The organism is Calothrix sp. 336/3, assembly GCF_000734895.2.
Taxonomy (GTDB): domain Bacteria; phylum Cyanobacteriota; class Cyanobacteriia; order Cyanobacteriales; family Nostocaceae; genus 336-3.
Map to the genome: position 1 here is coordinate 1647197 of NZ_CP011382.1, position 26134 is coordinate 1673330.

Sequence of the window (26134 nt, forward strand, 5' to 3'; positions counted from 1 at the left end):
GATGAGACTTAAGTTCAGGCGCTTTGCTTGTAAAGCTACCATAAACATTACTATGATAATACTTGTAAATCTACATGAAAATTTAGCAGAAATCATTAACACCTATTCATCCACATAGGGTAATATATACTACTATGACCACCTTCAGAGGACGAGAGCCTCTTTAATCAAAGATTATCTCCCCATCCTCAAAGGCGATCGCAACCACAAAGCGTGGTTGATCATGGTAGTTAGGGAGTCATCTCTGTACAACCTTGCACATTATCTTTTAACATCATAATCAAAGCATTTTCTGATTTGATTGTGGTAGGCATAGCCTTCAAAAGCCAGCCAATACACTAAATTACTTTTCATTTACAGATAGTGATAAATCTCGCTGCAATTTTATCTCTGTCTACTTTCGTATATATACTGCTATGTCTAGTCAGCAGCGCTAGCTCATAACAAAAAAGCTCCTATCACATACTTACTACCAGATTAAACAGTGTCCAGATAACATGACTAGCACTCTTGCCAAAACTACTTTTGTCGCTCCATTTGCGTCGGGTTCCCCAACAGAATTACCGAAAATTACAGTTGTAACTCCTTGCTATAATCACGCGCCTTTTATCGAAGCCACAATTCAAAGTGTACTCAATCAAGGATATCCTAACTTAGAATACATCATCATTGATGGTGGCTCTACAGATGGCAGCCTCGAAATTATCCAAAAATATGCAGAGCAACTAGCATATATAGGAATAGAACCAAATACAGGACAAACCTATAAACTCATTCAAGGATTTGCCAAAGCTACAGGTGATATATTTTGTAGCGTCAATTCCGATGACTTATTTGAACCTGGAACCTTTCACCAAGTTGCTGATTTCTTTCAACAAAATCCCCAAGCACGGGTAGTTTACGGCGACTATTCTTGGATTGATGTCCAAGGTAAATTAATCAAGCGCAAAAAAGAACTACCTTTCTTTAACCGCTTTATTTATATGTATGATATCGTCTATATTCCCCAACCTTCAACATTTTGGCGACGGGATTTATACGAAGAAGTCGGTGGTTTCGATATCCAATTTGACCTAGCAATGGATGCGGATTTATGGATTCGCTTTGCAGATGTCACTCCCATTTATCATATTCGCAGTTTTTGGTCACAATTTCGCAAACATCCCCAACAAAAATCTCAACAAAAACTCTTAAAAATGCAGGCAGAAACCGATGCAATTTGGCATCGATATCGTGGAGATGAAGCTCAGTGGCTAATTAAAATCAAGAAATTTTTCGCTATGGGGATACGGGTTTTTGGCAAGTTTATTACAGGCTGTTTTTGGTAAATCAATTCAACTTAATTACCATTCACAAAAGTAATTGTAATTCTATCCAGGCTCATATCAGACAACAGGGGTTTGAGAAAATATATATTTACTCCAAAATTCCGAAAAAAATTGTCTCTGAGATGACAGTTTTCAATCCTTAGAGGTTATTCATCAAGTAAATCGTCAGCAGAAAGTGGGTTGCGGTGAGTTATTGAATATCATCATCAATGGGAAGTTCAGTTGCTCCCGAACCCCTAAACTGAATGATTTACTTTATAAATATTCTCTGATAGCAATCAACAGGACGCAATGTCACGAGACTTCAACCAAGGGAAAATCATAACTGATGATTGATAGCTGGTTGAGAATCTATACCTTTGCGTAAATTCTGTAATTATTAAGGTATATTCTCAATATGCTTACTCTGTTGCAAGCATTTGTTCACAGAGACTATCATTTGTGTGTTAAATCTTCTTGGGAGAAGTGATTATGCCGCTCTACACATCTAATTCTCTAAAAGCGGAGCTGAATTCTAAGGGTTGGCGCTTAACTCCGCAGCGAGAAACTATTTTGCAAGTGTTTCAGAATCTCCCTAGGGGAAATCACCTCAGCGCGGAAGAACTTTACGAAATGTTGCAGAAACGTGGTGAGGCAATTAGCCTGTCTACGATTTATAGAACGGTGAAGCTGATGACACGGATGGGTATTCTGCGAGAGTTGGAATTGGCAGAAGGGCATAAACACTATGAGTTAAATACAGCTTCTCCCCATCATCACCATCACTTAGTCTGCATTCAATGTAACCAGACAATTGAATTTGAGAATGATTCCATCTTAAAGCTTGCACTGAAGCAGGTGGAGAAAGCTGGTTTACAGATGATTGATTGTCAATTGACTATTTACACGATTTGTCCAGAAGCTTTACGCTTGGGGTGGCCCGCATCGGTGAGTAGTGATTGGGTTTGCTCACGAGCAGTGGCAAAATTTGATTCCCACGACGAAGAAATGTAGCATCAGTGTTTTGTTGATTTTGTAGACGCAAAACAGCTTCCCCTTGGTTATGGTTGCTTTATTTCCGCCGTGCTGTAGATTATGGGTGAATGGGTTTGGAGATTTTGGATTGATTTTGCTGATGCTGGGGCAATCCAAAATCTATTCCATCCCATAAACCTATGGTGCTAGTCTGGCTTTACCCAAACGATTGGTTTTGTACCATTGGGCGATCGCCGGTGTCCATGCTTCAAAATGAGGTAACATCAAATCGCAAAGCTTCTGAATTTCTAATTGGGCATCTTTTTTATGCCTCAAATCCAAAAAATGCATCAGCGATCGCAAATTTAAACTGATAATAAAATGCTGCCGATAGTCAAAGGGAACTTTTCCCCTAGCGTGCTCCTCTGACATTCCCCTTTCAAAATCAGCTTTGTAGCGCTTTGTCGCCTCTAAACACCATTCCAAATCCTCCTGTCTTTGCTCTGGGGAATAGTAATATTTCTTACCTTGTCTATCACTGTAATATCCGACAGGACGCAGATATACCACATCTTCTACGTTTTTTCTGCCCTCGGCAACTAGGATGAATTGATTACCAGTATACCGAAAAGATTGTACATCAAAGGAGACTCCCACCCTGTGAGTTCGTGCTTGCTGCATGACGCTATGGGGAAAATATCCACAGTTAAATACAATTTGTGGGTGTTCTAAGGGTCCATAGTGTCCCCTTTCCCCTGCTAGCAAGCGCTTAACGATAATTTCCCCACAGTTCGACTCCGAGGGGAAAGAATCACGTTCATCGTAGACAAAAGCATCAGTATAGTCTTGGTGCATTGCTGCATAAACTACCTGTTGCGGATTGGGAGTTTGGGCGATTACTTCAACGCGAAACTTGTCCATTGGTGTCAGAAAAAGGGTTTTTCGGCATTTTTAATTGTATGGTCTGAGGTGACTTTATTGAAGATTGTCAGTTTTCGGATAGTTTCAGGATATTTATGAGACTGCTAAAACACCGCCATTCCAGCTTTATCACGTTTTTTATCAACTTCCTTTACATAATTTAATAAAGGTGTTACATTTATTTACATAAGAGACGTGATTAGGAAAGACCCATGAATACAACTGCAAAGGCTTCTATCAAAGGTGCAATCATTGACGAGCAAGGCAAGATGAACAATTTTGCCATTGAGCCCAAGGTATATGTGGATGCTCAAGGCGATCGCACAGGTTTCACACCCTACGCAGAACTCCTGAATGGTCGTCTCGCAATGATTGGTTTTATCTCTTTAATTGCCTTAGAAGTCTTTACTGGACATGGTGTATTTGGCTTATTAACCAGCCTGTAAAAATTTATAAATAACTGTACAAATATCGGTCATATATCCACTCACTCTGAAGGGGTTGTGAATTTATTCACAACCCTTTTTGTTTGTTATGGATTTAGGAAAAGATGTTTTCTGTCAACTGTAATTAATTAACTACAAATAAAATCAGCACGTACCCAACCACGGTTTCTGTTATGGCGAACATACCACCAAGTGTAACCATCTCGACCTTCAGCACGAGAAAGTAACAGGACATTATCTCCATTACGAATTTCTTTGATTTTGGCAAAACTTTGTCCAGGTCCAATCCGCAGAGATAAACGACCATTAAATTCACGGGTGCAGACATAACCATTACCAGCTCTAGCCACAAGCATATCTTGGGTAGAAATTTGTGGGGTAACTTGAGCATTTACAGGTAAAGCCGCAGCCACAATTAAAGCACCAGCCATGAATGTTTTCAACATAATTTCAGACTCCTTGTTTTAGTAATTAATGAGTAAATGAGAAAAATATTTGAATAGCTATTGTCAAAAATTAGAGAATTTTCACTTGCAGATACTGGGGATGATATTGGCGAACATAATTCAAGACTTGATCCAATTCTTGTTTATTTCTCAGTCCAATACATCCCGATGTCCCATCTTCGCCATTTTTCTTTTCAAAGGAAGGGTCATAATGAATACCCAATGCAGAGCGACCTGTACGGAATGTGGGGTGGATTGCTAGGAAGCGATCGCCCACCTCTGGCTCAACACCAGCAGTAATTCCCTTCGCAACTGTGTATTTACCATCAGGTAAGGGTGCTTTTGTGCCACCCCGATGACGGTTTTTACTTTGAGTATCCGCACGACCACTGACCGTGAGATAGGTTCCTACTAACTGCCCATTGGCATATAAACTCAATTTATAAAGGGGATTACCGACAGCATTTGTACATTTTGTGGGACTCAAAGTCATATAACTTCTGGAAGTTGCAGAGTTATAGCTTTGCCGAGACGTTTTGCCCGCTTTATTTTGAGGAACAGACTGCCGAATTGGAGAAACATGATTTTGTTCCAAGGAATTGGCAATTTGTTGACAATCAATGTTAGAGTTAGTTGGATTAGGTTGTAAAGAATTAGCATGAGCCGTACAACCAGCAAACATCAGCAGGCTCAGAGAAACTAATGATAGTCTCAAGAACATAAGAAATGTATCCTAAATTTTCAAAAATATTTACTTGCAGTAATAGATGTATGACCTATTAGCGTGCAGGCTATTTTGAGAACATTCCTCAAATAACGCAGATTTGAGAATTGATTTCGACACCCCTAAGATTTCTCTTTTCTGCCTGCTGAATAACGCTGTTTGTCTTAGCTATTCCTTAGCTACAGAAAGCATGGAATGATTTCCAGAAAAGTCCTAAAATTTTTCAGCTAGGCGATGCAATTCAGATTATTAGCCCTTATTTCCAGGAGGTATTATGGTATTAACATCATCAACGATGTTGGCTTTAGGAACCCCAGCACCAGATTTTCATTTGCCAGAGGTAGTGTCTGGAAAGATAATTTCCCCAGGCAGCTTTACTAACAAAAAAGCTTTATTAGTGATGTTTATTTGTCAGCACTGCCCATTTGTGAAACATATTAAAGTCGAATTATCAAAATTAGGGACAGACTATGCTGGTAGTGATTTAGGAATTGTGGCAATCAGTTCTAATGATGCAGAAAAATACCCTAGTGATTCCCCAGAATCATTAAAAGCGATGGTACTAGAACTAGATTTACAATATCCCCTCTGTTACGACGAAACCCAGGAAGTCGCAAAGGCATATACAGCCGCTTGTACACCGGATTTTTTCTTATTTGATAGGGCAGGAAAATTAGTTTATCGTGGGCAATTAGATGATAGTCGCCCTAGTAATGGTTTACCAGTGACTGGTGCAGATTTACGAGCCGCAATTACGGCAGTGTTGACAGATATCCCTGTATCGCCCGAACAAAAACCAAGTATTGGTTGCAATATTAAATGGAAACCGGGGAATGAGGCAAATTATTTCGGGTAAGTAAGTAATAGGGAATAGCAATATTGTGATACTAAGTTGCTCCCCAAGTTATAGTAGTATCCGTGATTGCGACGGTCGGGTAGTAATCTCATCATCCGGAAAATGCTACGACAGAGCGCAACTTGGTATAACTTTGGGATGTTACCTGGGGCAAAATAGAACAGGAAATAAACTGTGTCAGTCCCGTTTTCCCTATTACCTATTACCTATTCCCTAATTCCTAATTTCCAAATTTAAAATGTAACTTCCTAATTGTACTTTTTCTGCCCAGAGTTCATATTCCAAGCGTAAATGTTCTGGTAGGGGATGTCCTGTGAGGGTGAGACTACGGGTAAAGTTGCGCAAACGGATGGGTTGATTGGGTTGTATGGACTCTGCTGGTAGCCAGTAACGACTAATACCATATACCCCTTGTTCCCAAAAATGGCGGTAGCTTAATTGACTATTACCTTGCATAGTCATAATCACGCGGTAAGGTGAGATTTCTAACCAGAGAACTCTCGGACTATTGGGAGAAGTGGTAACTGTATTTTTTTTGTCTTGGGTTGTATCTTTAACAGTCTCTTTTGTAGTGTCTTTAACTGGGGGAGCAGTTAATAGAAGATGAAAGCGATCGCGGTCTTTTTGATAGAGTGTAGCAGCAGTTTCTACCACAGACCAAACAGGTAAGTCTGTGGAAATCAAAGATAAGCACACGGGCTTGCGGTGGTGTGTCAGCATGGGAGCGATAATAGCAAAGAGCAATGGAAGCAAACAATGTTCAAACCTGGGGATCAAGCCTAGACTTCTGGTGAAGGTGAGAGAACAGCTTCAGGGTGAAAAGGATTAAAAGCCTTACTCTGTCAGCTTTCCCCTGCAACACTTTCACAAAAGTATATTTTTGCCAGCAGTCTAGTAAATTAGGCAAAGCCTTTGTGTGAGAAAATAAGGTTGATCTTAACTGAACCTGCCGATTAGGGTTGTTGACGAATCGAAGCATAATACCATTTTGGATTGGAGCTTTGAGATGTGGATGGGGGAATATCTACATCTGGCGTTTTTTTCATCTATCGCCATCATTGAGCCACTTGGTATCACTTGGTAGAAGCGAAAAGTATCAGACTTAAAACTTTTCCCGAAAAATATGACTTGGGATTTTGGACGGATAGCTAGGGAAAAAGTGTGATGGTGCTGTGAGTTGATAATGGCTGATTGTCAAAGATGGGTAAAGGGAAATCAGAAAGAAGCACCAATTTGCATCATGAATTGGACAGATTGATTGACATAACTCTTATCCAGTAAGGGATTTTCAATCTCAAATATCAGTTCTCAAATCCAAAATGGTATACCTTCTCAGCACACGGCACTGTTTCAGTGAGACTAAACCATCTAAAATCTAAAATCGCTAGTCAAATGTCAGTTTATCCTAATGTCGTCTTCTATTATCACTGTCGAAACTAAAGAAAATTCTTCGCAAAACTTAATTATTCAGCCAGCAAGCGGGGGAATCTCCTTGGGTGGTAGAATTCGGGTTCCAGGAGATAAATCTATTTCTCATCGTGCCTTGATGTTAGGGGCGATCGCACAGGGAGAAACCCAGATTCAGGGTTTACTTCTAGGGGAAGATCCCCGCAGTACCGCCGCTTGTTTTCAAGCCATGGGGGCAGAGATTTCGCCCTTAAATAGCGAGTTAGTCACCGTCAAGGGTATCGGTTTAGGCAATCTCCAAGAACCGTTAGAGGTGTTAAATGCGGGTAATTCTGGAACCACCCTGCGGTTAATGTTGGGACTTTTAGCATCCCACAGAGGTAAATTTTTTACCGTGACTGGGGATGATTCCCTGCGATCGCGTCCGATGTCTCGTGTTGTTAAACCCTTGCAACAAATGGGAGCAGCAATTTGGGGACGCAAAGGAAATTCCCTTGCACCCTTGGCAGTTCAAGGGCAATCCTTAAAGCCGATTCACTACCATTCACCCATTGCCTCTGCTCAGGTAAAATCCTGTATTTTGCTAGCAGGTTTACTGACTGAGGGGAAAACGACAGTCACCGAACCGGCTTTGTCACGGGATCATAGTGAACGGATGTTAAAGGCATTTGGGGCAAATCTGACGGTTGATCCCGATACCCACAGCGTCACTGTTCAGGGTTCTGCCCAGTTGCAGGGACAAAATGTCATAGTTCCTGGTGACATTAGTTCTGCTGCCTTCTGGCTGATTGCCGGGGCAATTGTACCTGGTTCTGAGTTGGTGGTGGAGAATGTGGGGGTGAACCCGACTCGCACGGGGATTTTAGAAGCTTTGGCAATGATGGGTGCAGATATCCACCGGGAAAATGAGCGGGAAGTTGCCGGGGAACCAGTGGCAGATTTACGGGTGCGTCACAGTTCCCTGAAAAGTTGTACCATTGCTGGCGATATAATTCCGCGTTTAATCGACGAAATCCCGATTTTGGCAGTTGCTGCCGTATTTGCCGAGGGCACAACTGTGATTAAAGATGCGGAGGAATTGCGAGTCAAGGAGAGCGATCGCATTGCTGTGATGGCACAACAATTGAATAAAATGGGCGCCCAAGTGACTGAGTTACCCGACGGGATGGAAATCACTGGTGGGACTCCCTTAGTGGGAACCGAGGTAGATAGTTATACAGACCATCGCATTGCTATGAGTCTGGCGATCGCCTCTTTAGTTACCCAAGGTAAAACCACCATCCAACGTGCGGAAGCTGCAAGTATTTCCTACCCCAATTTTGTGAAAACCTTAGAAACTGTTTGTCATCAGGGGTAATAGGGATTTTCTGGGGATTGGATAGCAATTGCCAGATAGGTAAGGATGGGGAATCATCATTAAATATTTACACTCGAAGTTGCCAATCTATCCCCTATTCCCTGTTATATATTGGGGATTATTTACCCTTGTTCAAGGAACAATTCTCAATTTATTTTCCCTAATTCTTTTCTTCCGTAAAATTATCAACAACCGTGATTCTACGGAAAAGGCGAAAAATACCAGTACAAGTAAAATTTATTTATCAGTAAAATTTCTCTGGGAAGAAGCGAAGCGACAAAGTTAAATTTATTTTTGTTCCATGGTGTTTTAAAGATTTGAATAATTTTTAGCACCAAAAGCTTAATTTCTGCTCAGATTTCATTCACAATTCTCATTTTTAACAATAGCTCCCTTTTGCATCAAGGTTGAGCAGTTTTTTCGCGTTTGCATCTACCAAAACAAAAATGAATAATCAATCACCTATGTATCAAACTATTAAAGCGCAATCAGAATTGAGTGTCAAAAAAATCGTCGATAAAATTCTAATATCCGGCAAATTAAGTCGCCAAGACCATTCCTTGCTGACTGCAATTGTCTTTAATAACGGCGAGATTAAGGATAACGAACGTCGGCAAATTAATCGTATATTTGACCGAATTCAAGCGGGGCAACTGAAATTAGTCGATTGGTAGTCCATATATATGTTCCTATGAATAAGGATTCCATTAGAAAAATTATCTTCAAGACTTTGAGGATACTTCAGATTGAAGAATATAAATACCCATATATTTATGAAAAGCTCAAGTCTAAGTTTAATATTTTTCTTGATAATCAAAATCCCAAATTGTATGACATTGTATTCGTAATTCACGATGCAAAGGGCTGGATTTTGGAAGGTATATGTAAAGAAATAGTCAAATATTACTCCGGTAAATGGTATTTTGCATACTCCTTAGATAATTTACCTCCAGCTAAAGCATACTTCTTTGCTCACTATGCTTTTTTTTCAATAGCTTTGAAAAGAAATCCGATTCTGTGGCGAAGTAAAAATTTTGTTTGGTACACTCATCCAAAAGACATAGGTAGAGAACATGAAGAACTGATTTATACATTCAACCAAGCTACAAAGATTATATCAACTTGCTCGGAATATGTGAAACTACTCCAAACCCAAGGAGTTAAACCAGAGAAAATCACCTATGTTTTAGGTGGTGCAGACCCAGAAATTTTTCAGTATCATGAGCGTTGTCATGGTGTTGTTGGCTTCTGCTCATCATATTACCCTAGAAAATCTCCCGATTTGATGTTTAATATTATCAAATCAATGCCGCATCGCAAGTTTATTCTACTCGGAAGAGACTGGGAGAAATATGAAAACTTTGCAGAATTAATTGCTTTGCAAAACCTGGTATATGTTGAAGCTCCCTACAGTGACTATCCGCAATATTATGCTCAAATGGATGTTTTTGTTTCTACTTCTAAACTAGAAGGTGGTCCCATACCTTTGATAGAAGCAATGATGTGTAATATAGTACCAGTTGCCAGCAGAACAGGATTTGCTCCTGATGTCATTGTTCATGGTAGCAATGGATTTATTTTTGATATTGATAGTGACTGTGAAACAGTATGTCAATTAATTGAGGAAGCGTTTAACCTCAAAAATAATATTAGAGATACCGTATATCATTTGAGTTGGGAAAATTTTTCGTTAAATATACAGTCGCTATTAAATAATCATTAATCTAATATGAGTAGTCAAAACAAAAAAGGTTTTATTACAATTTTAACAGGACTTTATTCCTTCCAAGATTGTGTGCATTTTCTGGCTGCGGTACGCAAGTTTCACCAAGAACCGATTATTATCTTAGTAGATAAAGTTCCCAAATACCTCTATCCCTTACTCCAGGTTTTTCCAAATGTTATTATTAAGCCGGCACCAGCAAATGAAAATCCTGTGTTATCATCGCGTTTGGCAAAGCTGGCTCTATATGAACTATCTGATTTTGATAAAACGATTTATTTAGATTCTGATATTTGTTTACTAGCTGATATTAATGATGTTTTTGATAGTTTGGATGAATATGATTTCTTATTAACAGAAGATGTTCAACCCCATATTATCAAAGCCACAAATCTCCTCCGAGGAAAACAAGAAGATACCCTATCCCAAGTTTTACCAACTCTGCAATCTGTAGGGTTGCCCTTAAAGGCAGAGAGTATTCAATATAATGGCGGATTTATGGCTTTTAAGAAAACTGCCACCACTGCCATTTTCTTTGATAAATTTAAATATTATTTTGAGATAGTTAGGCAACATCAAGACAAATTATTGTTGAAGGATCAGGGTGCTTTTGCTTCTGCGATCGCCACCGTACAACCGAAGATGAAAATTTTACCTCCTACTTACAACTATCTCAGTAAGTGGCAGAATGCCTATGAAAATCTTCAAGATCCCATCAAGGTACTACACTGTACCTACCCCTACCGCCCCCAATACGCTAAAAATATTACACGTTCATTGTATACCAGGGTGTTTGATCGATGTGCCCAAGTATTTTTACCCAACCAAGTTAAAAATCCTTGGCGTATAAAATAGTTAAGTTAATCTCCATCAACCACCGTGAGAAAAATTTCTAAGGTATCTATATTAGTAAGTGACTTTGCTAGTGCAGGTTTATTACGGGCATATCTATTAGGTAAAGCTTTAAAATCTTTAGGGTATGAGGTGCAATTAGTTGGGTTTTTATTCGGTAAAAGTTTTTATCGAGAAATCCCCACAGCTGATTTTTCTATTTTTTATTTGCCTGGTGATACCTATCCTCAAATCTTCCGCAAAGTTCCCCAACTCCTCAGACACATTGAGGGCGATATTATTTACGCAATTAAACCACTGGCATCTAGTTTTGGTATTGCCTTACTAAAAAAAATTAATAGTCACATTCCTGTGATTCTAGATATAGATGATTGGGAAATGAGTTGGCATGGTGGCGACAATTGGCGTTATCAACCAACAGCCAAGGAATTAGTTAGAGATATTTTTAAAAAACATGGGGCACTGCGATATCCTAACCATCCTTTATATTTAAAATGGATGGAAAAATTATTACCCCAAGCAGATGCAATTACCGTACATACTAGCTTTTTGCAGCAGCGTTTTGGGGGAGTATCCGTTCCTAATGGCAAAGATACTGATTTATTTGACCCTAGTAAATATGATGCAGAGGCTAGTCGGCAACGCTATGGACTATCAGCATACCGCATTTTAATGTTTCCTGGTGCCCCTAGACCCTATAAAGGTTTAGAAGATATTCTGGCAGCGATCGCCACAATTAATCAACCAGATTTAAAACTAGTAATTGTTGGCGGTAGCCCCTATGATGACTATGATCAACAACTACAAGCAAAATGGGGAAATTGGTTAATTAAACTGCCCAAATACCCTGCCCATGAAATGCCAGAAATTGTCGCCGCAGCTCATATAATTGTCGTTCCCCAAAGAGATACAAAAGAAACTCGCGCTCAATTTCCTCTGAAGTTAACAGATGGAATGGCTATGGCAAAACCGATATTAACGACTCAGGTGGGAGATATTCCTGATATTTTAGGTGATACTGGGTATTTAGTAGAATCTGGTTCCTCTACACAAATGGCAGAAAAGATTCAATGGATATTTGCGAATTTAGAATCTGCCCAAAAACAAGGGGAAAAAGCCAGAATTAGATGCATTGAAAAATATAGTATTCAAGCCATGGCTCATAACTTACAATCGGTGATACATCAAGTTTCTGCGGCTCCCAGGTGATATTGCAAGCAATCATCAATTAAACCCAGTTAACACATAGATGCATCAAGAAAATTATAGATAACAGTATTTCTGTATTTATACTGAGATGTAAAATCTCTCCATGAAATAGAGTAATACTATGGATATAGGAATGACAAGATGACTTGATGAATAAATTTTCAATGAGAATATTTAAAATACTTATATGATTTTCAACTCTGTTCCTATAGATGACAGTGAATTAATATTTTATTCTGTACAAATTTTGCGATGTCTACTATCAATTTATTATTCAAATTCGCCAAACCCTATCCTGGTTTAGTTATCTCCACAATTATTCTGGGATTTTCTGGCGCTTTATTTAACGGGATTGGTACAACTTTAATTGTGCCTGTGATTCTGAAGATTGTGGGGCAACAAGTTGATTTATCAAATGCTCCATCCATCCTCAAAGCCATACTCATACCCTTTGACAACCTTCCAGAAAATTATCGCTTAATTTGCATGGCAGGGTCAATTATTTTCATGATTGCCCTGAAAAATTTAGCTAACTATATAGGTACTCTGACTTCCAGTACTCTCAGTCGGAAATTAACCTCTGATATGCGAGAATCGGGGGTAAAACTTTTACTAGAAGTTGACTTAGATTATTATGCAAAAACAAAGGTTGGTGACTTAATCAACCGTTTAGGTGGGGAACTTGGACGTGCTGCTAGTGCCATTGGTGGGGCAATTAAATTAGTCATTGTTGGGATTACTATCCTCGTATTTATCGGGTTATTAATCTCGATTTCTTGGCAATTGACTATAGCCGCCACCTTCTTATTATCTTTGGTGACTTTAGTCAATCAAAAAATGATTAATGCTTCCAAAGTTTATGGCAAAATCCTCAGCGAAATGTCCAAAGCTTACTCAGTAAGAATTTTGGAAATCCTCAGTGGGATGCGATTAGTCAGAGCAACTGGCAATGAAGTTAGAGAATTTCAAAAAATTAGAAAATTAATCCGGGATCGGGAAAAAGCCGATTTTAAATCCCAGATGAATTCTGAGGCGATCGCCCCCGTGAGCGAAGTATTAGGGATTACAGCTTTACTATTGGTTGTCTTTCTGAGTAAAACTCTGTTTGCCTCCCAGATAGCTTCCCTTTCTACGGTAATGCTGACATATTTGTTAGTTTTACTGAGGGTATTACCTCTAATTTCTCAACTCAACGCTATCCGCAACAGCTTTGCCAGCACATCCAGCAGTGTTGATATTGCTGTCGATTTTTTAAGCCGTGACAATAAACCTTTCATGGCTATGGGTAATAATACTTTTAAAGGTATAAGTAAAGGTATCCATTTTAACCACATTTCCTTTGCTTACCCAGGTCATGAAAAGATGGTACTCAAGGATGTGGATTTATTTTTACCTAAAGGTACAACCCTGGCTTTAGTTGGGGGTTCTGGTGCAGGTAAATCGACTTTGGCTGACTTATTACCGAGATTTTACGATCCAGTCTCTGGGAAAATTCTCATTGATGATGTGAATCTGTGCGATTTTGAAGTGGCATCTCTGCGAAAAGCCATGGGAATCGTCAGTCAAGATACTTTTTTGTTTAATGATACAGTCCGTAATAATATAGCTTACGCCTATCCCGAAGCCACGGAAGAGGAAGTCATCCTGGCGACTAAGCAAGCAAATGCCTACGAGTTTATCTGCAAATTACCCCAGGGTTTTGATACCTTAATTGGCGATCGCGGTGTCATGTTGTCAGGGGGGCAAAGACAAAGATTGGCGATCGCCAGAGCGTTACTACAAAATCCGGAAATCCTCATCCTTGATGAAGCCACAAGCGCCCTAGATACGGTTTCTGAGCGTTTAGTACAGGCGGCAATTGATGATTTAAGCCGCGATCGTACCACCGTAGTGATTGCCCACCGTCTCTCCACGGTACAAAATGCTGACCAAATTGCCGTTCTTGATCAGGGAAGAGTTGTAGAAGTTGGCACTCACGACGAATTACTACCTAAAGGTGGTTACTACTCCCGTCTCCACGCCATGCAATTTGGCAAGAAAGACACCAGCCAAGCCAATCGCCAACAAGGTTTGGTTCGCATCTCCCACGAAATTCGTACCCGTTTAAACTCTACCATCGGCTTCTTACTATTGCTCAATGATGACATGGCAGATAGCCCCCAAGAACGTCAAGAATTAATTGCTGAAGCCAATAAATCAGCCGCCAAAATTCTCAATACCATTGATGTTTTGGATGATGTTATCAACTTGCAAAAACAAATGCAACCTCTCGCAGAAGATGGTAACAATGAATCAAACAGAGATAATTCTCACTATCAAAAGATTACCAATGAATTTCGCAATGATATCAACAACATTGTGAATTTCCTCAGTTTAATTGCCGACGATGGAGTTGACAATCAAGAATCGGAACGTAGTTTTATTCAACAAGCTTTCCAATCGGCAATGCATGTCTTTAACCACCTAGAAACCTTTGAAGATACTATTCAGATGGCGAATTATGAAAAATAAATCTTCCAGGAACAATTATATATTTTTCATCAATGAAGAAATACCTCAACCAAAAGCTCATTTAGTTCAGTCTACTAATGCCGCCAATGGAGCTGCTAATTTAGGCTATACCACAGTTCTCACCTATCCAGAGAAAGGACGAGAAACTCTCAAACCCATTAACTTTATCCGTCCCTTTCATCCCCAGAAAGCGCCAGAAAAGCTGATTAAATATTACAATCTCCATGATAAACTTCAGGTTGCGCCCCTAGCAATGCCCTGGCCTATTGACTATTTTCCTAGCAAATTTACCAACTCCAATACCATCGCCACAAAATACTATTTCCCCTTCCATATGCTCGGCAAAACTAAACTAGTGCATAGCCGTGACTGGAATTTTATCAAAGCTGCAATTAAAAATGGCATTGCCGCCATTTATGAACACCATCACCACGAAGATAAGCAATTTGAACCGGAAATAGTTAATAATCCCCTATTACAAATAACTGTCACCGTCGCTGATACCATCCGCGAAACCATGATTCAACATGGAATGCCCCCAGAAAAAGTGATTAAACTCCATAATGGGTTTAACCGTTTGTTCATGGATAGGCATCCCCAACAAGCCCAAGAATGGCGAGCCAAGTTATTAAAAAATGGTCGAGAAAAGCTAGTAGTTTACGCTGGGGCACTACAACAATTTAAGGGAATTGATATCTTATTAGATGTAGCTTTAACCATGCCTCAAGTACAATTTGTCTGCGCTGGAGGCAATGAAATGGAAGTGAATCATTATCAAAAATTAGCCCAAGAAAAACAAGTTGATAACATGACTTTCTTGGGTTACGTTTTACATGATGGTTTACCATCCTTACTACAAGCGGCTGATATTTTAGCCCATCCCCATTGTTCTGGGCAAGCAGCAACCTTTACATCCCCTCTAAAACTGTTTGATTACTTTGCCTCTGGTACACCCATCATTGCCACAGAAATTCCCTCCTTACGAGAATTCCAAAATACCCCGGCGATCGCCGCTTGGTGTCAACCAGATAACCCCCAAGAATTTGCCACCGCTCTCGCACAAGTTCTCACCACCCATCCCCGCAAAAATGAAGGTTATTCAGAAAGTGTAGAATTTGTCAAGCAATTTTCTTGGGAAACCCGCGCTAGTAAGATTCTGACTTACGTTGATCAAAAATGGCATCCAGAATTGGCAGCTTAAACCTGAGAAGAAAGCATCAGATAAAACCTGATTCATCTCATGCTTTATTGTCTCAAAATCATTAATTATTCCGGCAAAAACAGTTAATTTATCTCATTTTTCATCATCTACTAGCAATTATTATCACAATTTCAAATACTCACAAATCAATTATATGACTCTAAAAAATATTGGTATGATTAGCAGCTACAGTGGACTCGATAAGCGAGCCGATTGGCTGTGGCAACAAACACCCCATGCATTCGGAACCTGGAAAAATATCCGCATACAAGCATTGGCAGAAAAACCAGATTTTCTGTTAATGTATCAATTTGATTTTCCCCAACCCACACCACCCAAATCCTTTTTAGAAAAACTCAAAAATCGCAACCAACCACCTGAAGTAGATATAAAAAGTCGGTTTAAAAATGTCCCCAAAGAACGAATTATTTATCTCTTAAGAGAACCCCCCCTAGAAGAAATTGTGGGAATTAATCAATATAATTATCAACAAGCTCAAAATTATTGTGGTTATATATCAGGTCCCGATGATTTAGCACCAACTCCCGATTATATGCCTGCTATTTGGTATCATTCAAATACATTTCGTGATTTGGACGAGATGCCAGCACCCGAAAAAAATGCTCCTTGTTCTTGGATTACATCAGGGATTAGTAGAACTGCAAATCATCGTCAACGTTTAGACTTTTTACAATCCCTACAATCTACGGGGATGAAATTTGATTTATATGGACGTGGTTTACCCAATTGGGCACAAAAAACCGGAGAATTAAGTAATAAATGGTATGGAATGGCTCCCTATTATTACAATCTGGCAATTGAAAATTATGCTGATAATAATTGGTATGTGAGTGAAAAGCTTTGGGACTCTCTCCTCGCTTGGTGTTTACCAATTTATTATGGTGGCTCTGCGGCAGATAAATTATTACCTTCCGGCAGTTTTTTGCGTTTGCCAAGTTTAGATGAAAAAGGGATTGCCTACATTCAAGAAGTTACCTCAACCCCCGATGCTTGGTATGCTGCCAAGTCCGCGATCGCCGAAGCTAGACAAATTATCTTACATGAATTAAATCTCCTCAATTGGCTAGATAAATATACTTCCCAATTTTCTTAATTTACCCCACCTTGACTAAATTTATGGATGGTATTTGTACCCTTGGCAATGATTATGTCTATGACCAATTAGTTGCCCTTCTTAACAGTATTGATGCAATTTTGGGAAAAGATATACCTGTTTGTATCTACCCCTTTGACGAGAAACTAGACTTAATTCGTGCCGAAATTGCTAACCGCCCCAATGTGCAGATTTTTGATGATCAAGCATCAATTCAACGCTGGGATGAATTCATGGTGGAAGCAAGTCCCGCAAGTTTAAATCGTGAGAAATATCGCATCTATGGTGGACACCGCAGATTTTGTGCATTCGATGGTCCCTTTGATAGGTTTATCTATCTCGATGCAGATACCTTAGTGATGAATTCCCTCGCGGATGTCTTTGCCAAATTAGACGAATATGATTGTGTCGTCTATGATTTTCAGCATTTATATCCAGATAAGGTTTATAACGTTAATTCCGAGAAATTATTTTCTGTTTTCCCCTCGGAATTAATCAGTAAACAAATATTTTGCTCTGGCTTTTATGCATCGAAAAAAGGACTATTTCCCCCGGAAAAAATTCAAGAATTAGTCAGTTATTTAAGGGCAGGTGAAAGAGAAATTCTCTATTCTACAGGTGATCAGCCAGTTGTAAACTACATGTTCATGCGACTGGGAACCGAAATTTATAATTTCGCCCATCACTTGCCAGAAAATATGCGGACAGGGTGTAGCGTGACTTCTAAACATTTTGTCGAGCGAGATAACATCCTTTTTGATAAGGGTAATCGTCTCACCTATTTACACTATATCGGTGTACCTCCCAATATCAATCAAGCCGTTTGTCGTGGGGAAAATATTGAGTTTCCCTATCGGGATTTATTCTTACATTATCGTTATCTACACGAACCAGAAAAACGTCCCGTATTTACCACACCACCCAAACCCTATGATGCTCCTTTACCTAATCGTTGGCAAAGAGCAATGCAAAAAATCAAAGTACTCATGAAAGGATAAATAAATTATGACACGGGGAATTTATATTGTTGCCAACGACCGAGTTTTAGAAAATGCTGTTGCTCTCCTCAATAGTATCCGTCTTTATGACCCAGAAGTGCTAATTTATATGATTCCTTTCAATGAGGAATATCAGCAATTAGCGGATATTATTTGTAATGTTCATAATGTCAAAATCTTTCCCGATTTAAACTTACTTAACCAATTTACTCAGAAAATTGCAGAAATATTTCCACCGGATTTTCTCGCTTTACCAAACAAAATGCGAAAGTTAGCTGTTTGGTTTGGTCCCCTGGATGAGTTTCTCTATATTGATACGGATATTATCGTTTTTGAAAAAATTGCTGAGAACTTAAATTTACTCTCACAATTTGATTTTCTCTGCTGTGATTTCCACTACAAGAGTGAAGGGTTACGCAATGTGTTTTCTCCCTTGGTAGCAGAAGAAAATATCTTCACTACAGAGCAACTAGCAGATGTATTTAATAGTGGTTTTTGGGCATCTCGTAAGGGAATTATTTCCATGGAAAAGATGGAAGAAATCCTCAGAGAATGCGCTACCCACAGAGAATATTTTGATTTTACCTCTGGAGTTACAGACCAACCGATTTTAAATTACTTGGTGCTGAAATCATTTGCCAGAAGATGCAATTTAGTCAAACTTCCGGGACAGGATATTGGTAGTTGGGGAGGTTCTTCCCATTTTCAAGAGAAAGACTACATTCTTTATGATAGCGATCGCCGTTTAAAATATCTCCATTGGGCAGGTACTCCCCTCAAAGGTGGTGCGTACTGGAAATTGTGGCAACACTATCGCTATCTCCATGAAGGTAAACCAACTTTATGGAAAAAATTACTACTACGTCGCTAAAATCTGCATTTTTACCCAATTTACAGGAGATAAAACCATGACAATAAATGGTATTTACACCCTTGCCAATGATATTGTCTATGACCAACTAGTCGCTTTACTCAATAGCATCGAAGTCAATGCAGGTAGGTCAATTCCTATTTGTATTATCCCCTATGATCAGCGTTTAGATAAAGTTAAAGCCGAAATTTCCCAAAGACCAAATGTCAGCCTCTTTACAGATAGTGAATCTTTAACTTATTGGGATAATTTTGCGGCTCAGGTGTGGAAAAATTATCCCAGGGCGCAAAAGACTTGGCGAGTGTGGGGTTTTCCGGAATTATACCGCGTACCTATGCATCGCAAACTTTGTGCATTAGATGGTCAATTTGATAACTTTATCTACTTCGATGCTGATACCTTGTTAATGGGTGAGGTAGATTATATTTTTGAAAAATTAAATAACTATGATTGGGTAACGAATGATTTTCAATATAAATCGGATATCAAATATATTTTTGATGGCAAAACAGAACTTTTAAAACAAACTTTTCCCCAGCAAGATATTCAATCTCAACTATTTTGTGCTGGTTGGTTTGGGACAAAAAAACAAGTTTTTAGCCGAGATTGGTTAGCAACTATTTTAGAAAAGCTTAATGCAGGTGAAGCTGATGTGATGGCATTAGGAGGTCCTGACCAATCGTTATTTAATTACTTGGTGCTGTGCAGTCAAATTAAGTACTATAATTTTGCCTATGAGCAACCAGAAGCAACTCCCGGTAGTCATTGGTCTTCTAATTTTGAAGTTATCGACCAAATACTTTATGACCAAGGCAGAAGATTGACCTATATCCACTATATGAGTGTAGGTGCATACGCATTTACGAAACTTTCTGCTGGTGAAGATGTGGATATTGCCTATCGAGATGTTTTCTTGCATTACCGCTTTCTCAAATCACCGGAATTAAAACCACAAACTTTGACTCGTCCCACCGTATTTGACCAGTGGCAAGAATCAACCCATCGCTTCTTTCGGCAGAAAGTTGGTAATTTGAAACTCAATTATCGCAATTTTAAAGATAGAATTGCAGAGAAAAAATAAATTTTATAATCACAAATATTTATACCCGACTATCAAAAAGTACTTTATTTTTAACAGTCGGGTATATTTTTATTGATAACTGATTTACTTAACTCATAGAGTCTAAATCAAGGGATTGCATTCCTCTGGCTCCCGCATAGGTGAGCATACTTCCTAACTGAAACCAGACTAATGCACAGGTTAATAAACTCAGGGGAATACCAACTGCACAAGCGAGAAAATTGGGAAACCCAAAAACAGCTAAACCAGAACAAAGGAACAAATTCACCCCAAGGGTGATGCCAAGAAATGGGAATAATAGCTGTTGGCTAGATAAACGAGAGCCAGAATTTGCTCCCCCTTCTTTACGCCATTTGATCACAATCGTTTTTAAGGTCCCTGAGAGAGCTGCACCAGAGGTAACAGCCATAAATAAGCCAATAAATATGAGCAGGTAAGGGGGTTGGGATGGGAAATAGTACATGAAGTCTCCTGGTTGAATATCCCCGACTTCTGGTGAGGAAATCGGGGATTATTGACAAAATGATGAATGATTACGGTTTTTACTAGCTATTTATGTTTGCTTGTCACCAAAGGTAGTGAGAGCAGTCACAGAGGGCAAAATTGCGGCTACACCTTCCCTAGACAACTCGGTTAAAACACCGATCGCCACATCAAATAGACGGTTCGGTTGTAAGTCGTCTTTAACTAGGTTCCACAAACGTTGTACCTCTGTGGTGTGTAGGCGATCGTCCTCTGTTAAGGCAAGTACTAACTGTCTTCTGAGGTATTTACCCTCATCGGATAGGAGGTACTGTAACCCTAGCTTGGCTGTAGGCAATACATCAAAATTACCATCTGTGCGGGCGATCGCAATCAAATTTTCCAAACGTTCCCATTGAAATTTACCGTCTTTAAATAACACATCCAACAATCGACGACGGATTTGGGGTGACTCTCCCGTTAATAATCGCTTGGCAACGTAGGGGTAGGCAACTTCGACGATTTTAAAATTGCGGTTGAGACTCAGAGCAATCCCCTCTTGGGTGACTAAGGAGCGAATAATTACCGCAAATTTGGCGGGAACTCGGAAGGGGTAATCGTATACTAATTCGGAAAATTGGTCGGTGATGCTTTTAAAGTTAAAATCCCCAACATTTTGTTCCAAAGCGTTACCTAAAACCATTTCTAGGGCAGGTACAATGGGACGAATGTCGGTATCTGGTGTCAAGAAACCCAAATTCACATAATCTTGGGCTAAATCGATATAGTCTTTATTCACCAGATGCACCACTGCATCTACTAAGGTTTCTTTAGTTCTTTCATCTAATTGATCCATCATCCCAAAGTCAATGTAACCCATACGACCATCGGGCATGGCAAATAAGTTACCGGGGTGGGGATCTGCATGGAAGAAACCATGCTCTAGGAGCTGCTGTAAACCGGATGTCACACCGATTTTGATAATTTCTTCTGGGTCTAAACCTGCGGCACGGATACTCTTAGTATCATTCAGCTTAAATCCATTTAACCATTCTAGGGTTAATACCTGTTGGGAAGTATAGCGCCAATAAATGGCTGGGACTTTCACACGGGGGTCATCACGGAAGTTGGTGGCAAACTTTTCCGCGTTCCGTCCTTCATTGAGATAATCTATTTCTTCAAATAATTTGCTGCCAAACTCATCCACAATCAAGGTCAAGTCATGACCGAGATTTAGCGGCAACCATGGACTTAACCAAGTAGCTGCCCAACGCATTAAGTATAGGTCTAAAGTTAGTACCGGACGCAGGTGAGGACGCTGCACTTTCACAGCAACTTCTTCCCCTGTATACAAACGACCGCGATATACTTGCCCTAAACTGGCTGCTGCTACAGGTTCCGGTGATAGCTCACTATAGATATCTTTTACAGGACGACCGAGGTCTGTTTCGATAATTTTGTAGGCGATCGCATTGTCAAACGCTGGCAACTGGTCTTGTAATTTGATCAGTTCTTCCAGAAAATCCTTGCGTACCAAGTCTGGACGAGTTGATAATGCTTGACCAACTTTAATAAATGTCGGTCCCAAATTGGTCAATAGTTGCCGTAGTTGGGTTGCCCGTTTATATTTGTTCTGCTCTTCTAAAGAAAACCATTCGTCCCATTTCAGGGCAAGTAAAAATACTACGAATGACCCAATAATCTTAATTGCTCGTCCCCATGCTAACCAAGGACGATAACCATAATAGCGTGCGATCTCTTGGGGATCGTAACGGCGATTGTTTGTTGTCAGAGTTTGCGAACCCACTCCCTTATTAACCTCTCCTAATTCACATTCATGCTTGACAAATACACAGCACCATTCCTGTTCAACAAATAACCCTTTGTCTTTTTCTTTTAACTTTGTGTAATTTAGCTAAACTTTACTAAAAGTTACCTTTTATCTTTTATTTTATATTACTACACAAAAGTATAAATACTTATGACACCACCCGTGAACTATTTATAGTTGCCATTGCCAAAACACCCTGTATTAATTTTAGCCAATTTAAGGATGTCTCAGAATAGTCTCTTTCCCTAGGTAAAAATTTATTTTTGTGTAATGTGGCATTCTTGGAAAGTGTAAATAAACACTTTTAAGTCAAAGATATTACGCAAATTTAAAATACTGTAATTTACAAGTCTTAACTATTTACCAAAATACACAAATGGGATAGTTAGGGATCAAGTTTATCTGGGTAAGGTTCTAAATACCCATCAGAAGAAAAAGTTTTCCCCCCTTCACCATTTATCACTCAGGTAGACTTGCTAATTGTTGAATTACTTAGGAATCATAGCCTTAGCATATCTTGATTTGGCAGCAACTAATGTTATTTTTGTCAATTATTAAATATTAATTTTTGTTTAAATTTGTTATCTTCCAGGGCAAAATATGGATGTAATATTGGCGAAACAGATTTATCTCCTATTTATTACATAGTCCAAAGTGTTAACTGTAACAACGTTGTCCACAATTAGGGAATGAAGGAATTAAAAATTGTGGGATAGGAATTTGGAAAAATTGGTCTCCAAAGACATGAAATTTACAAATAGTATGCGTGATTGAGAATGTTCTGAAGAGGACAAAAGGGTCGCATCACCTGATTGTAGTTAATCATTAAGAGGTGTCATGAAATTTTTGCCTTTCTTCAATCAGAAAAATGGGCGATGGGCTTCAACCGTAACCATAATTTCCCTATTTATCTGTGTTTTCCTGCTTACCTTCATCTTTCCCCACAGTCCAGGAAATACCCAAACCAGAGACCCCTTTCTCCATCCCTTTGCCCCCACATCACCTTGGAATCTACCCATCGGTTCCCAAGCTAAATATATGCCTGCCAATATCGGCAAAGCTCAGTACGGTTTAGTAGACCAAGAATATTTTTACAAACTCCAAGGCAACGATCCCCAACGTCCCGTCTATGCACCAGGAAGTTGGGGAGAGGGGCGCTGTACTGGCACTAAATCTATGGGCATATCCCTTCCCGTACCCGACAATTTAATTGTTGCCGATGCCACCACAAACCCCTACTCGACCCCAAATAATGCCTCTGCCTTTCTCCTGCCGGACGGTAAAACCCTAGTTCAACTCGAACCCCTGGCTCGGTGTCAACCCGGTGGTAATATTTATGGTTGGCGCTACGAAAAAGATTTAGATATCTATGGTGATGGGATTGGGGGTTCCCATTTTGGTTCTGGTTTATCGGCGATCGGTGGTTCGATTCGCAAAGGAGAACTTACCAGTTCCGAACCCATTCATCATGCACTGAAAGTCTTAGTTTGGGGAGAAAAATACCTACATTACTCCCAAGCTCGTCCGGGTTATCGTTGGCCCGCAGATCGGGCAGATAGTTACGCAGCAGAGAAATATCATGGTCAAAATCCGGCTTTAGTTCAAGGAACCCTCTTAGCAATCCCACCATACATCACCCCAGAGAGTCTGAAATTACAAACTCCCGTAGGTAAAAAGTTATTCCATGCGCTGCAAGATTACGGAGCATATATAGTAGATGATTCTGCCTGGGATGCCCATTACATCGCTGCGGAGGCAGGTGTGCTTGAAGAATTTCGCACTAAGTATGGTTATGACATGGAGGGGGCAAGTGGCGATTTTTACGACGACTATATGAAACTCTTCCAAGCCTTAAATATTATCGAGAATAATAGTCCAGATAATATCGGTGGAGGTGGAACAAGACGCGCTCCCCTTGCTCCAGCCTTGAGTTAGCTAAATACTCAACTAAGCCAAAATTGCTGGATAGGGTTCAGGGAGTAATGAGTAATGAGTCAAGGAGTATAAGAGGATTTATTTACCAGCCTATCCTTTGATGTATAGCTAAGGGTTGGAAAGCCAGCGTTTGGTAGATAAAATTTGTACTTGGCTTATCTTTTTCCAAAGACTTGACGAATTACCCAGATACCAAAAATGGGCATGGCGATGAGTTGGGTAAAGAGTACAGCGATCGCCACCCACAAAATTCCTCCCTGAACGGCAACTAACAAAGAAGCAGCAAAAAATACTGTAAATATTAGGTTCCAATACAAATCGACTTGGGTTTTATCTACTGCTTGGAGTAATTGAGACGTTGCCCGCGACAAAGACAGGGGAATTGCAGACAGGCAAATTAAGATTAATATGGGAATTCCTGGTACCCATTTTTGTCCAAACACGATAGGTACATAGAAGGGAGCTAAGGTAATTTGTAATGCCACCAAGGGCACAACAATCAAACCAATAGTTTTCAGACTCCGGAAAAACTGTGTTTGCAGTTCTTTTTTATCATTGCGAGCCGCACAAAGATGGGGAAACAAGGCAGAGGTGAAAGCATTGATTACACTTTGGCTAATTCCTAAACCTGCATTGAAGGCAAAGAAATACATCCCCAATGCTTCCAAACCTAAAAATGGTCCGATAATCATGTAGTCGAGGTACATTCTTACCCGGCTCAATAGGTCAACACCTAATAATTTACTGCCAAAAGACGCAATTTGCTGCCAATTATCCAGGGTAAATCGATTTGGTGGTCGCCAGGAGTGATTGAGTAAAATAATTACTACCCAAGGAATATAACTGCATATCATTGAGAGGACAACAGCCCATACACCAAACCCCCGCCAAGCTAAAATCACAGTCATTAAGTTAGTGACGATTGATTGTACCGCGTTGGCGATCGCTGTAATTTTTAAGCTATTTTCCCTTTCAATTAATGTCGATTGCACCGTATAAATGGGCATCATCAGATAAATTAAGCCCACAGCACAAATTGGCAAAATTAAACCATTATTTTTATAAAAAAATGCCAGGGGATAGGCAACTAAACACTGAAAAATAAATAAGGAAATGCCTAATATCCAATTCAGCCAATAGGAGGTATCACAAACTACTTTTAAGTCTTTTTCTTCCGCATGAATGATTTTTGCGCCAATTCCCGCACGAATGGTTAAAACATTACCAATATCAAAAATAGTATAAATAATGGAGATCACACCATAATCGTAGGCGTTGAGAAAACGAGCTAGGGTGACAGTTGTTGCGAGACGAAATATCCGGTTAACTATTTCTGCAACTCCCAACCATCCTACATTACGTAGAAAACGGTCGGATGATAGATGCTTGAGTTTATTGATTACCATGTTGTTGGGTTAAAGACTCGCAAGAAAGGGAACTTCATGTCATTTGTTTTTTAATTTCTTTCTCGGTAGCAGATTAGACCTAATGTAAAAATAGATGTTAGCTGAGGGCTGGGAATAGTAAAGGGTTAAAAGTTAAGGATTAAAACATTTTCCCTAGCAATCAGTCTACGGAGTAGATAATTGTGATATTGATGTAAATCCTTGCTAGTGATTTTACATATATCTATCTACAAACCATCTGATACGAGCTTTGAAAGTTAACCTTATAGTCAATGTAGGATATGTGACATTTCCCACGACCGTTGCCAGTCTACAGAGTTCCACGCTCCCTCCATCATGACTTTTTCTCCCCAGTAAAACCTATGAGGAGAAAACTTCCACTTTGATTGATGTTAGTAGATTTACGGTAAAAATGAAATGCCTGCTTTGAACTTCAATAACCCTTCACAATAACTTGAAAATTGGTGCAGGGAAAAGGGTGAAAGGGGAAGGAGGGAAAAC

Annotated in this window: 24 protein-coding genes; 17 read left to right on the top strand and 7 right to left on the bottom strand. The window is 39.6% G+C overall.

Annotated features, from left to right (window positions below; translation table 11 throughout):
• The first annotated feature begins 497 nt into the window (after positions 1–497).
• Both IJ00_RS26995 and IJ00_RS06580 read left to right on the top strand, forming a co-directional pair.
• Complete coding sequence (locus IJ00_RS26995) at positions 498–1328, top strand: glycosyltransferase family 2 protein (RefSeq protein ID WP_052754404.1); 831 nt, start codon at positions 498–500, stop codon at positions 1326–1328.
• A gap of 471 nt (positions 1329–1799) precedes the next feature.
• Entirely contained in the window at positions 1800–2321 is a 522-nt protein-coding gene (locus tag IJ00_RS06580; RefSeq protein WP_035151198.1) for a Fur family transcriptional regulator, read from the top strand.
• A 159-nt stretch (positions 2322–2480) separates the two neighbouring features.
• Here IJ00_RS06580 and thyX read toward each other — a convergent pair whose 3' ends face one another.
• Positions 2481–3203 (bottom strand): FAD-dependent thymidylate synthase, encoded by a 723-nt coding sequence (thyX, locus tag IJ00_RS06585; RefSeq protein WP_035151199.1) that lies wholly within the window; start codon positions 3201–3203, stop codon positions 2481–2483.
• A 212-nt stretch (positions 3204–3415) separates the two neighbouring features.
• Here thyX and IJ00_RS06590 point away from each other — a divergent pair, with 212 nt between their 5' ends.
• Positions 3416–3649, top strand: a complete 234-nt coding sequence (locus tag IJ00_RS06590) for a chlorophyll a/b-binding protein (protein ID WP_035151200.1) — start codon at positions 3416–3418, stop codon at positions 3647–3649.
• A gap of 128 nt (positions 3650–3777) precedes the next feature.
• Here the strand turns inward: IJ00_RS06590 and IJ00_RS06595 are convergent, their stop codons facing one another.
• Together IJ00_RS06595 and IJ00_RS06600 are read right to left on the bottom strand one after the other, a co-directional pair.
• Positions 3778–4095: an SH3 domain-containing protein gene (locus tag IJ00_RS06595; protein ID WP_035151201.1), complete on the bottom strand. Its 318-nt coding sequence runs from the start codon at positions 4093–4095 to the stop codon at positions 3778–3780.
• Between the two features lie 70 nt (positions 4096–4165).
• Positions 4166–4816, bottom strand: coding sequence for a L,D-transpeptidase (locus IJ00_RS06600; protein ID WP_035151202.1), 651 nt, complete (start codon positions 4814–4816; stop codon positions 4166–4168).
• A 277-nt stretch (positions 4817–5093) separates the two neighbouring features.
• Here IJ00_RS06600 and IJ00_RS06605 point away from each other — a divergent pair, with 277 nt between their 5' ends.
• Positions 5094–5675 (top strand): thioredoxin family protein, encoded by a 582-nt coding sequence (locus tag IJ00_RS06605; protein WP_035151204.1) that lies wholly within the window; start codon positions 5094–5096, stop codon positions 5673–5675.
• Positions 5676–5888: 213 nt separating this feature from the next.
• Here the strand turns inward: IJ00_RS06605 and IJ00_RS06610 are convergent, their stop codons facing one another.
• The gene (locus IJ00_RS06610; protein WP_035151205.1) at positions 5889–6395 is read right to left on the bottom strand and encodes a hypothetical protein; all 507 of its coding nucleotides are present in this window, start codon (positions 6393–6395) and stop codon (positions 5889–5891) included.
• A gap of 688 nt (positions 6396–7083) precedes the next feature.
• On the opposite strand from IJ00_RS06610, the gene aroA reads away from it, so the two are divergent.
• The 12 genes from aroA (at position 7084) to IJ00_RS06670 (ending at position 19999) form a co-directional block, all read left to right on the top strand.
• Entirely contained in the window at positions 7084–8439 is a 1356-nt protein-coding gene (gene aroA / locus IJ00_RS06615) for a 3-phosphoshikimate 1-carboxyvinyltransferase (RefSeq protein WP_035151206.1), read from the top strand.
• A gap of 79 nt (positions 8440–8518) precedes the next feature.
• A complete protein-coding gene (locus tag IJ00_RS28805) occupies positions 8519–8725 on the top strand; it encodes a hypothetical protein (RefSeq protein ID WP_035151207.1) in 207 nt (68 codons plus the stop codon).
• Between the two features lie 160 nt (positions 8726–8885).
• Positions 8886–9113, top strand: a complete 228-nt coding sequence (locus IJ00_RS06625; RefSeq protein WP_035151208.1) for a hypothetical protein — start codon at positions 8886–8888, stop codon at positions 9111–9113.
• Between the two features lie 17 nt (positions 9114–9130).
• The gene (locus IJ00_RS06630) at positions 9131–10162 is read left to right on the top strand and encodes a glycosyltransferase family 4 protein (protein ID WP_144415997.1); all 1032 of its coding nucleotides are present in this window, start codon (positions 9131–9133) and stop codon (positions 10160–10162) included.
• Positions 10163–10168: 6 nt separating this feature from the next.
• A complete protein-coding gene (locus IJ00_RS06635) occupies positions 10169–11017 on the top strand; it encodes a glycosyltransferase (RefSeq protein ID WP_035151210.1) in 849 nt (282 codons plus the stop codon).
• Positions 11018–11041: 24 nt separating this feature from the next.
• Positions 11042–12223, top strand: a complete 1182-nt coding sequence (locus IJ00_RS06640; RefSeq protein WP_035151211.1) for a glycosyltransferase family 4 protein — start codon at positions 11042–11044, stop codon at positions 12221–12223.
• A gap of 252 nt (positions 12224–12475) precedes the next feature.
• A complete protein-coding gene (locus IJ00_RS06645; protein ID WP_035151214.1) occupies positions 12476–14734 on the top strand; it encodes an ATP-binding cassette domain-containing protein in 2259 nt (752 codons plus the stop codon).
• On the top strand, positions 14724–15935 hold the full coding sequence (locus IJ00_RS06650) for a glycosyltransferase (RefSeq protein ID WP_035151217.1): 1212 nt from the start codon (positions 14724–14726) through the stop codon (positions 15933–15935). The genes IJ00_RS06645 and IJ00_RS06650 overlap by 11 nt, the downstream gene beginning before the upstream one ends.
• 154 nt (positions 15936–16089) lie before the next feature.
• Positions 16090–17049: a glycosyltransferase family 10 domain-containing protein gene (locus IJ00_RS06655; RefSeq protein ID WP_035151221.1), complete on the top strand. Its 960-nt coding sequence runs from the start codon at positions 16090–16092 to the stop codon at positions 17047–17049.
• A 23-nt stretch (positions 17050–17072) separates the two neighbouring features.
• A complete protein-coding gene (locus IJ00_RS06660) occupies positions 17073–18047 on the top strand; it encodes an Npun_R2821/Npun_R2822 family protein (protein WP_035151223.1) in 975 nt (324 codons plus the stop codon).
• A 7-nt stretch (positions 18048–18054) separates the two neighbouring features.
• Positions 18055–18918 (top strand): Npun_R2821/Npun_R2822 family protein, encoded by an 864-nt coding sequence (locus tag IJ00_RS06665; RefSeq protein WP_035151227.1) that lies wholly within the window; start codon positions 18055–18057, stop codon positions 18916–18918.
• A gap of 37 nt (positions 18919–18955) precedes the next feature.
• On the top strand, positions 18956–19999 hold the full coding sequence (locus tag IJ00_RS06670; protein ID WP_035158560.1) for an Npun_R2821/Npun_R2822 family protein: 1044 nt from the start codon (positions 18956–18958) through the stop codon (positions 19997–19999).
• A gap of 88 nt (positions 20000–20087) precedes the next feature.
• Here the strand turns inward: IJ00_RS06670 and IJ00_RS06675 are convergent, their stop codons facing one another.
• Together IJ00_RS06675 and IJ00_RS06680 are read right to left on the bottom strand one after the other, a co-directional pair.
• Positions 20088–20462, bottom strand: coding sequence for a hypothetical protein (locus IJ00_RS06675; RefSeq protein WP_035151229.1), 375 nt, complete (start codon positions 20460–20462; stop codon positions 20088–20090).
• 90 nt (positions 20463–20552) lie between these two features.
• The gene (locus IJ00_RS06680; RefSeq protein WP_035151232.1) at positions 20553–22268 is read right to left on the bottom strand and encodes an AarF/ABC1/UbiB kinase family protein; all 1716 of its coding nucleotides are present in this window, start codon (positions 22266–22268) and stop codon (positions 20553–20555) included.
• An 861-nt stretch (positions 22269–23129) separates the two neighbouring features.
• On the opposite strand from IJ00_RS06680, the gene IJ00_RS06685 reads away from it, so the two are divergent.
• Positions 23130–24227, top strand: a complete 1098-nt coding sequence (locus tag IJ00_RS06685) for a hypothetical protein (RefSeq protein WP_035151235.1) — start codon at positions 23130–23132, stop codon at positions 24225–24227.
• 155 nt (positions 24228–24382) lie between these two features.
• On the opposite strand, the gene IJ00_RS06690 is transcribed toward IJ00_RS06685, so the two are convergent.
• Entirely contained in the window at positions 24383–25633 is a 1251-nt protein-coding gene (locus IJ00_RS06690; protein ID WP_035151238.1) for a lipopolysaccharide biosynthesis protein, read from the bottom strand.
• Between the last annotated feature and the right edge of the window lie 501 nt (positions 25634–26134).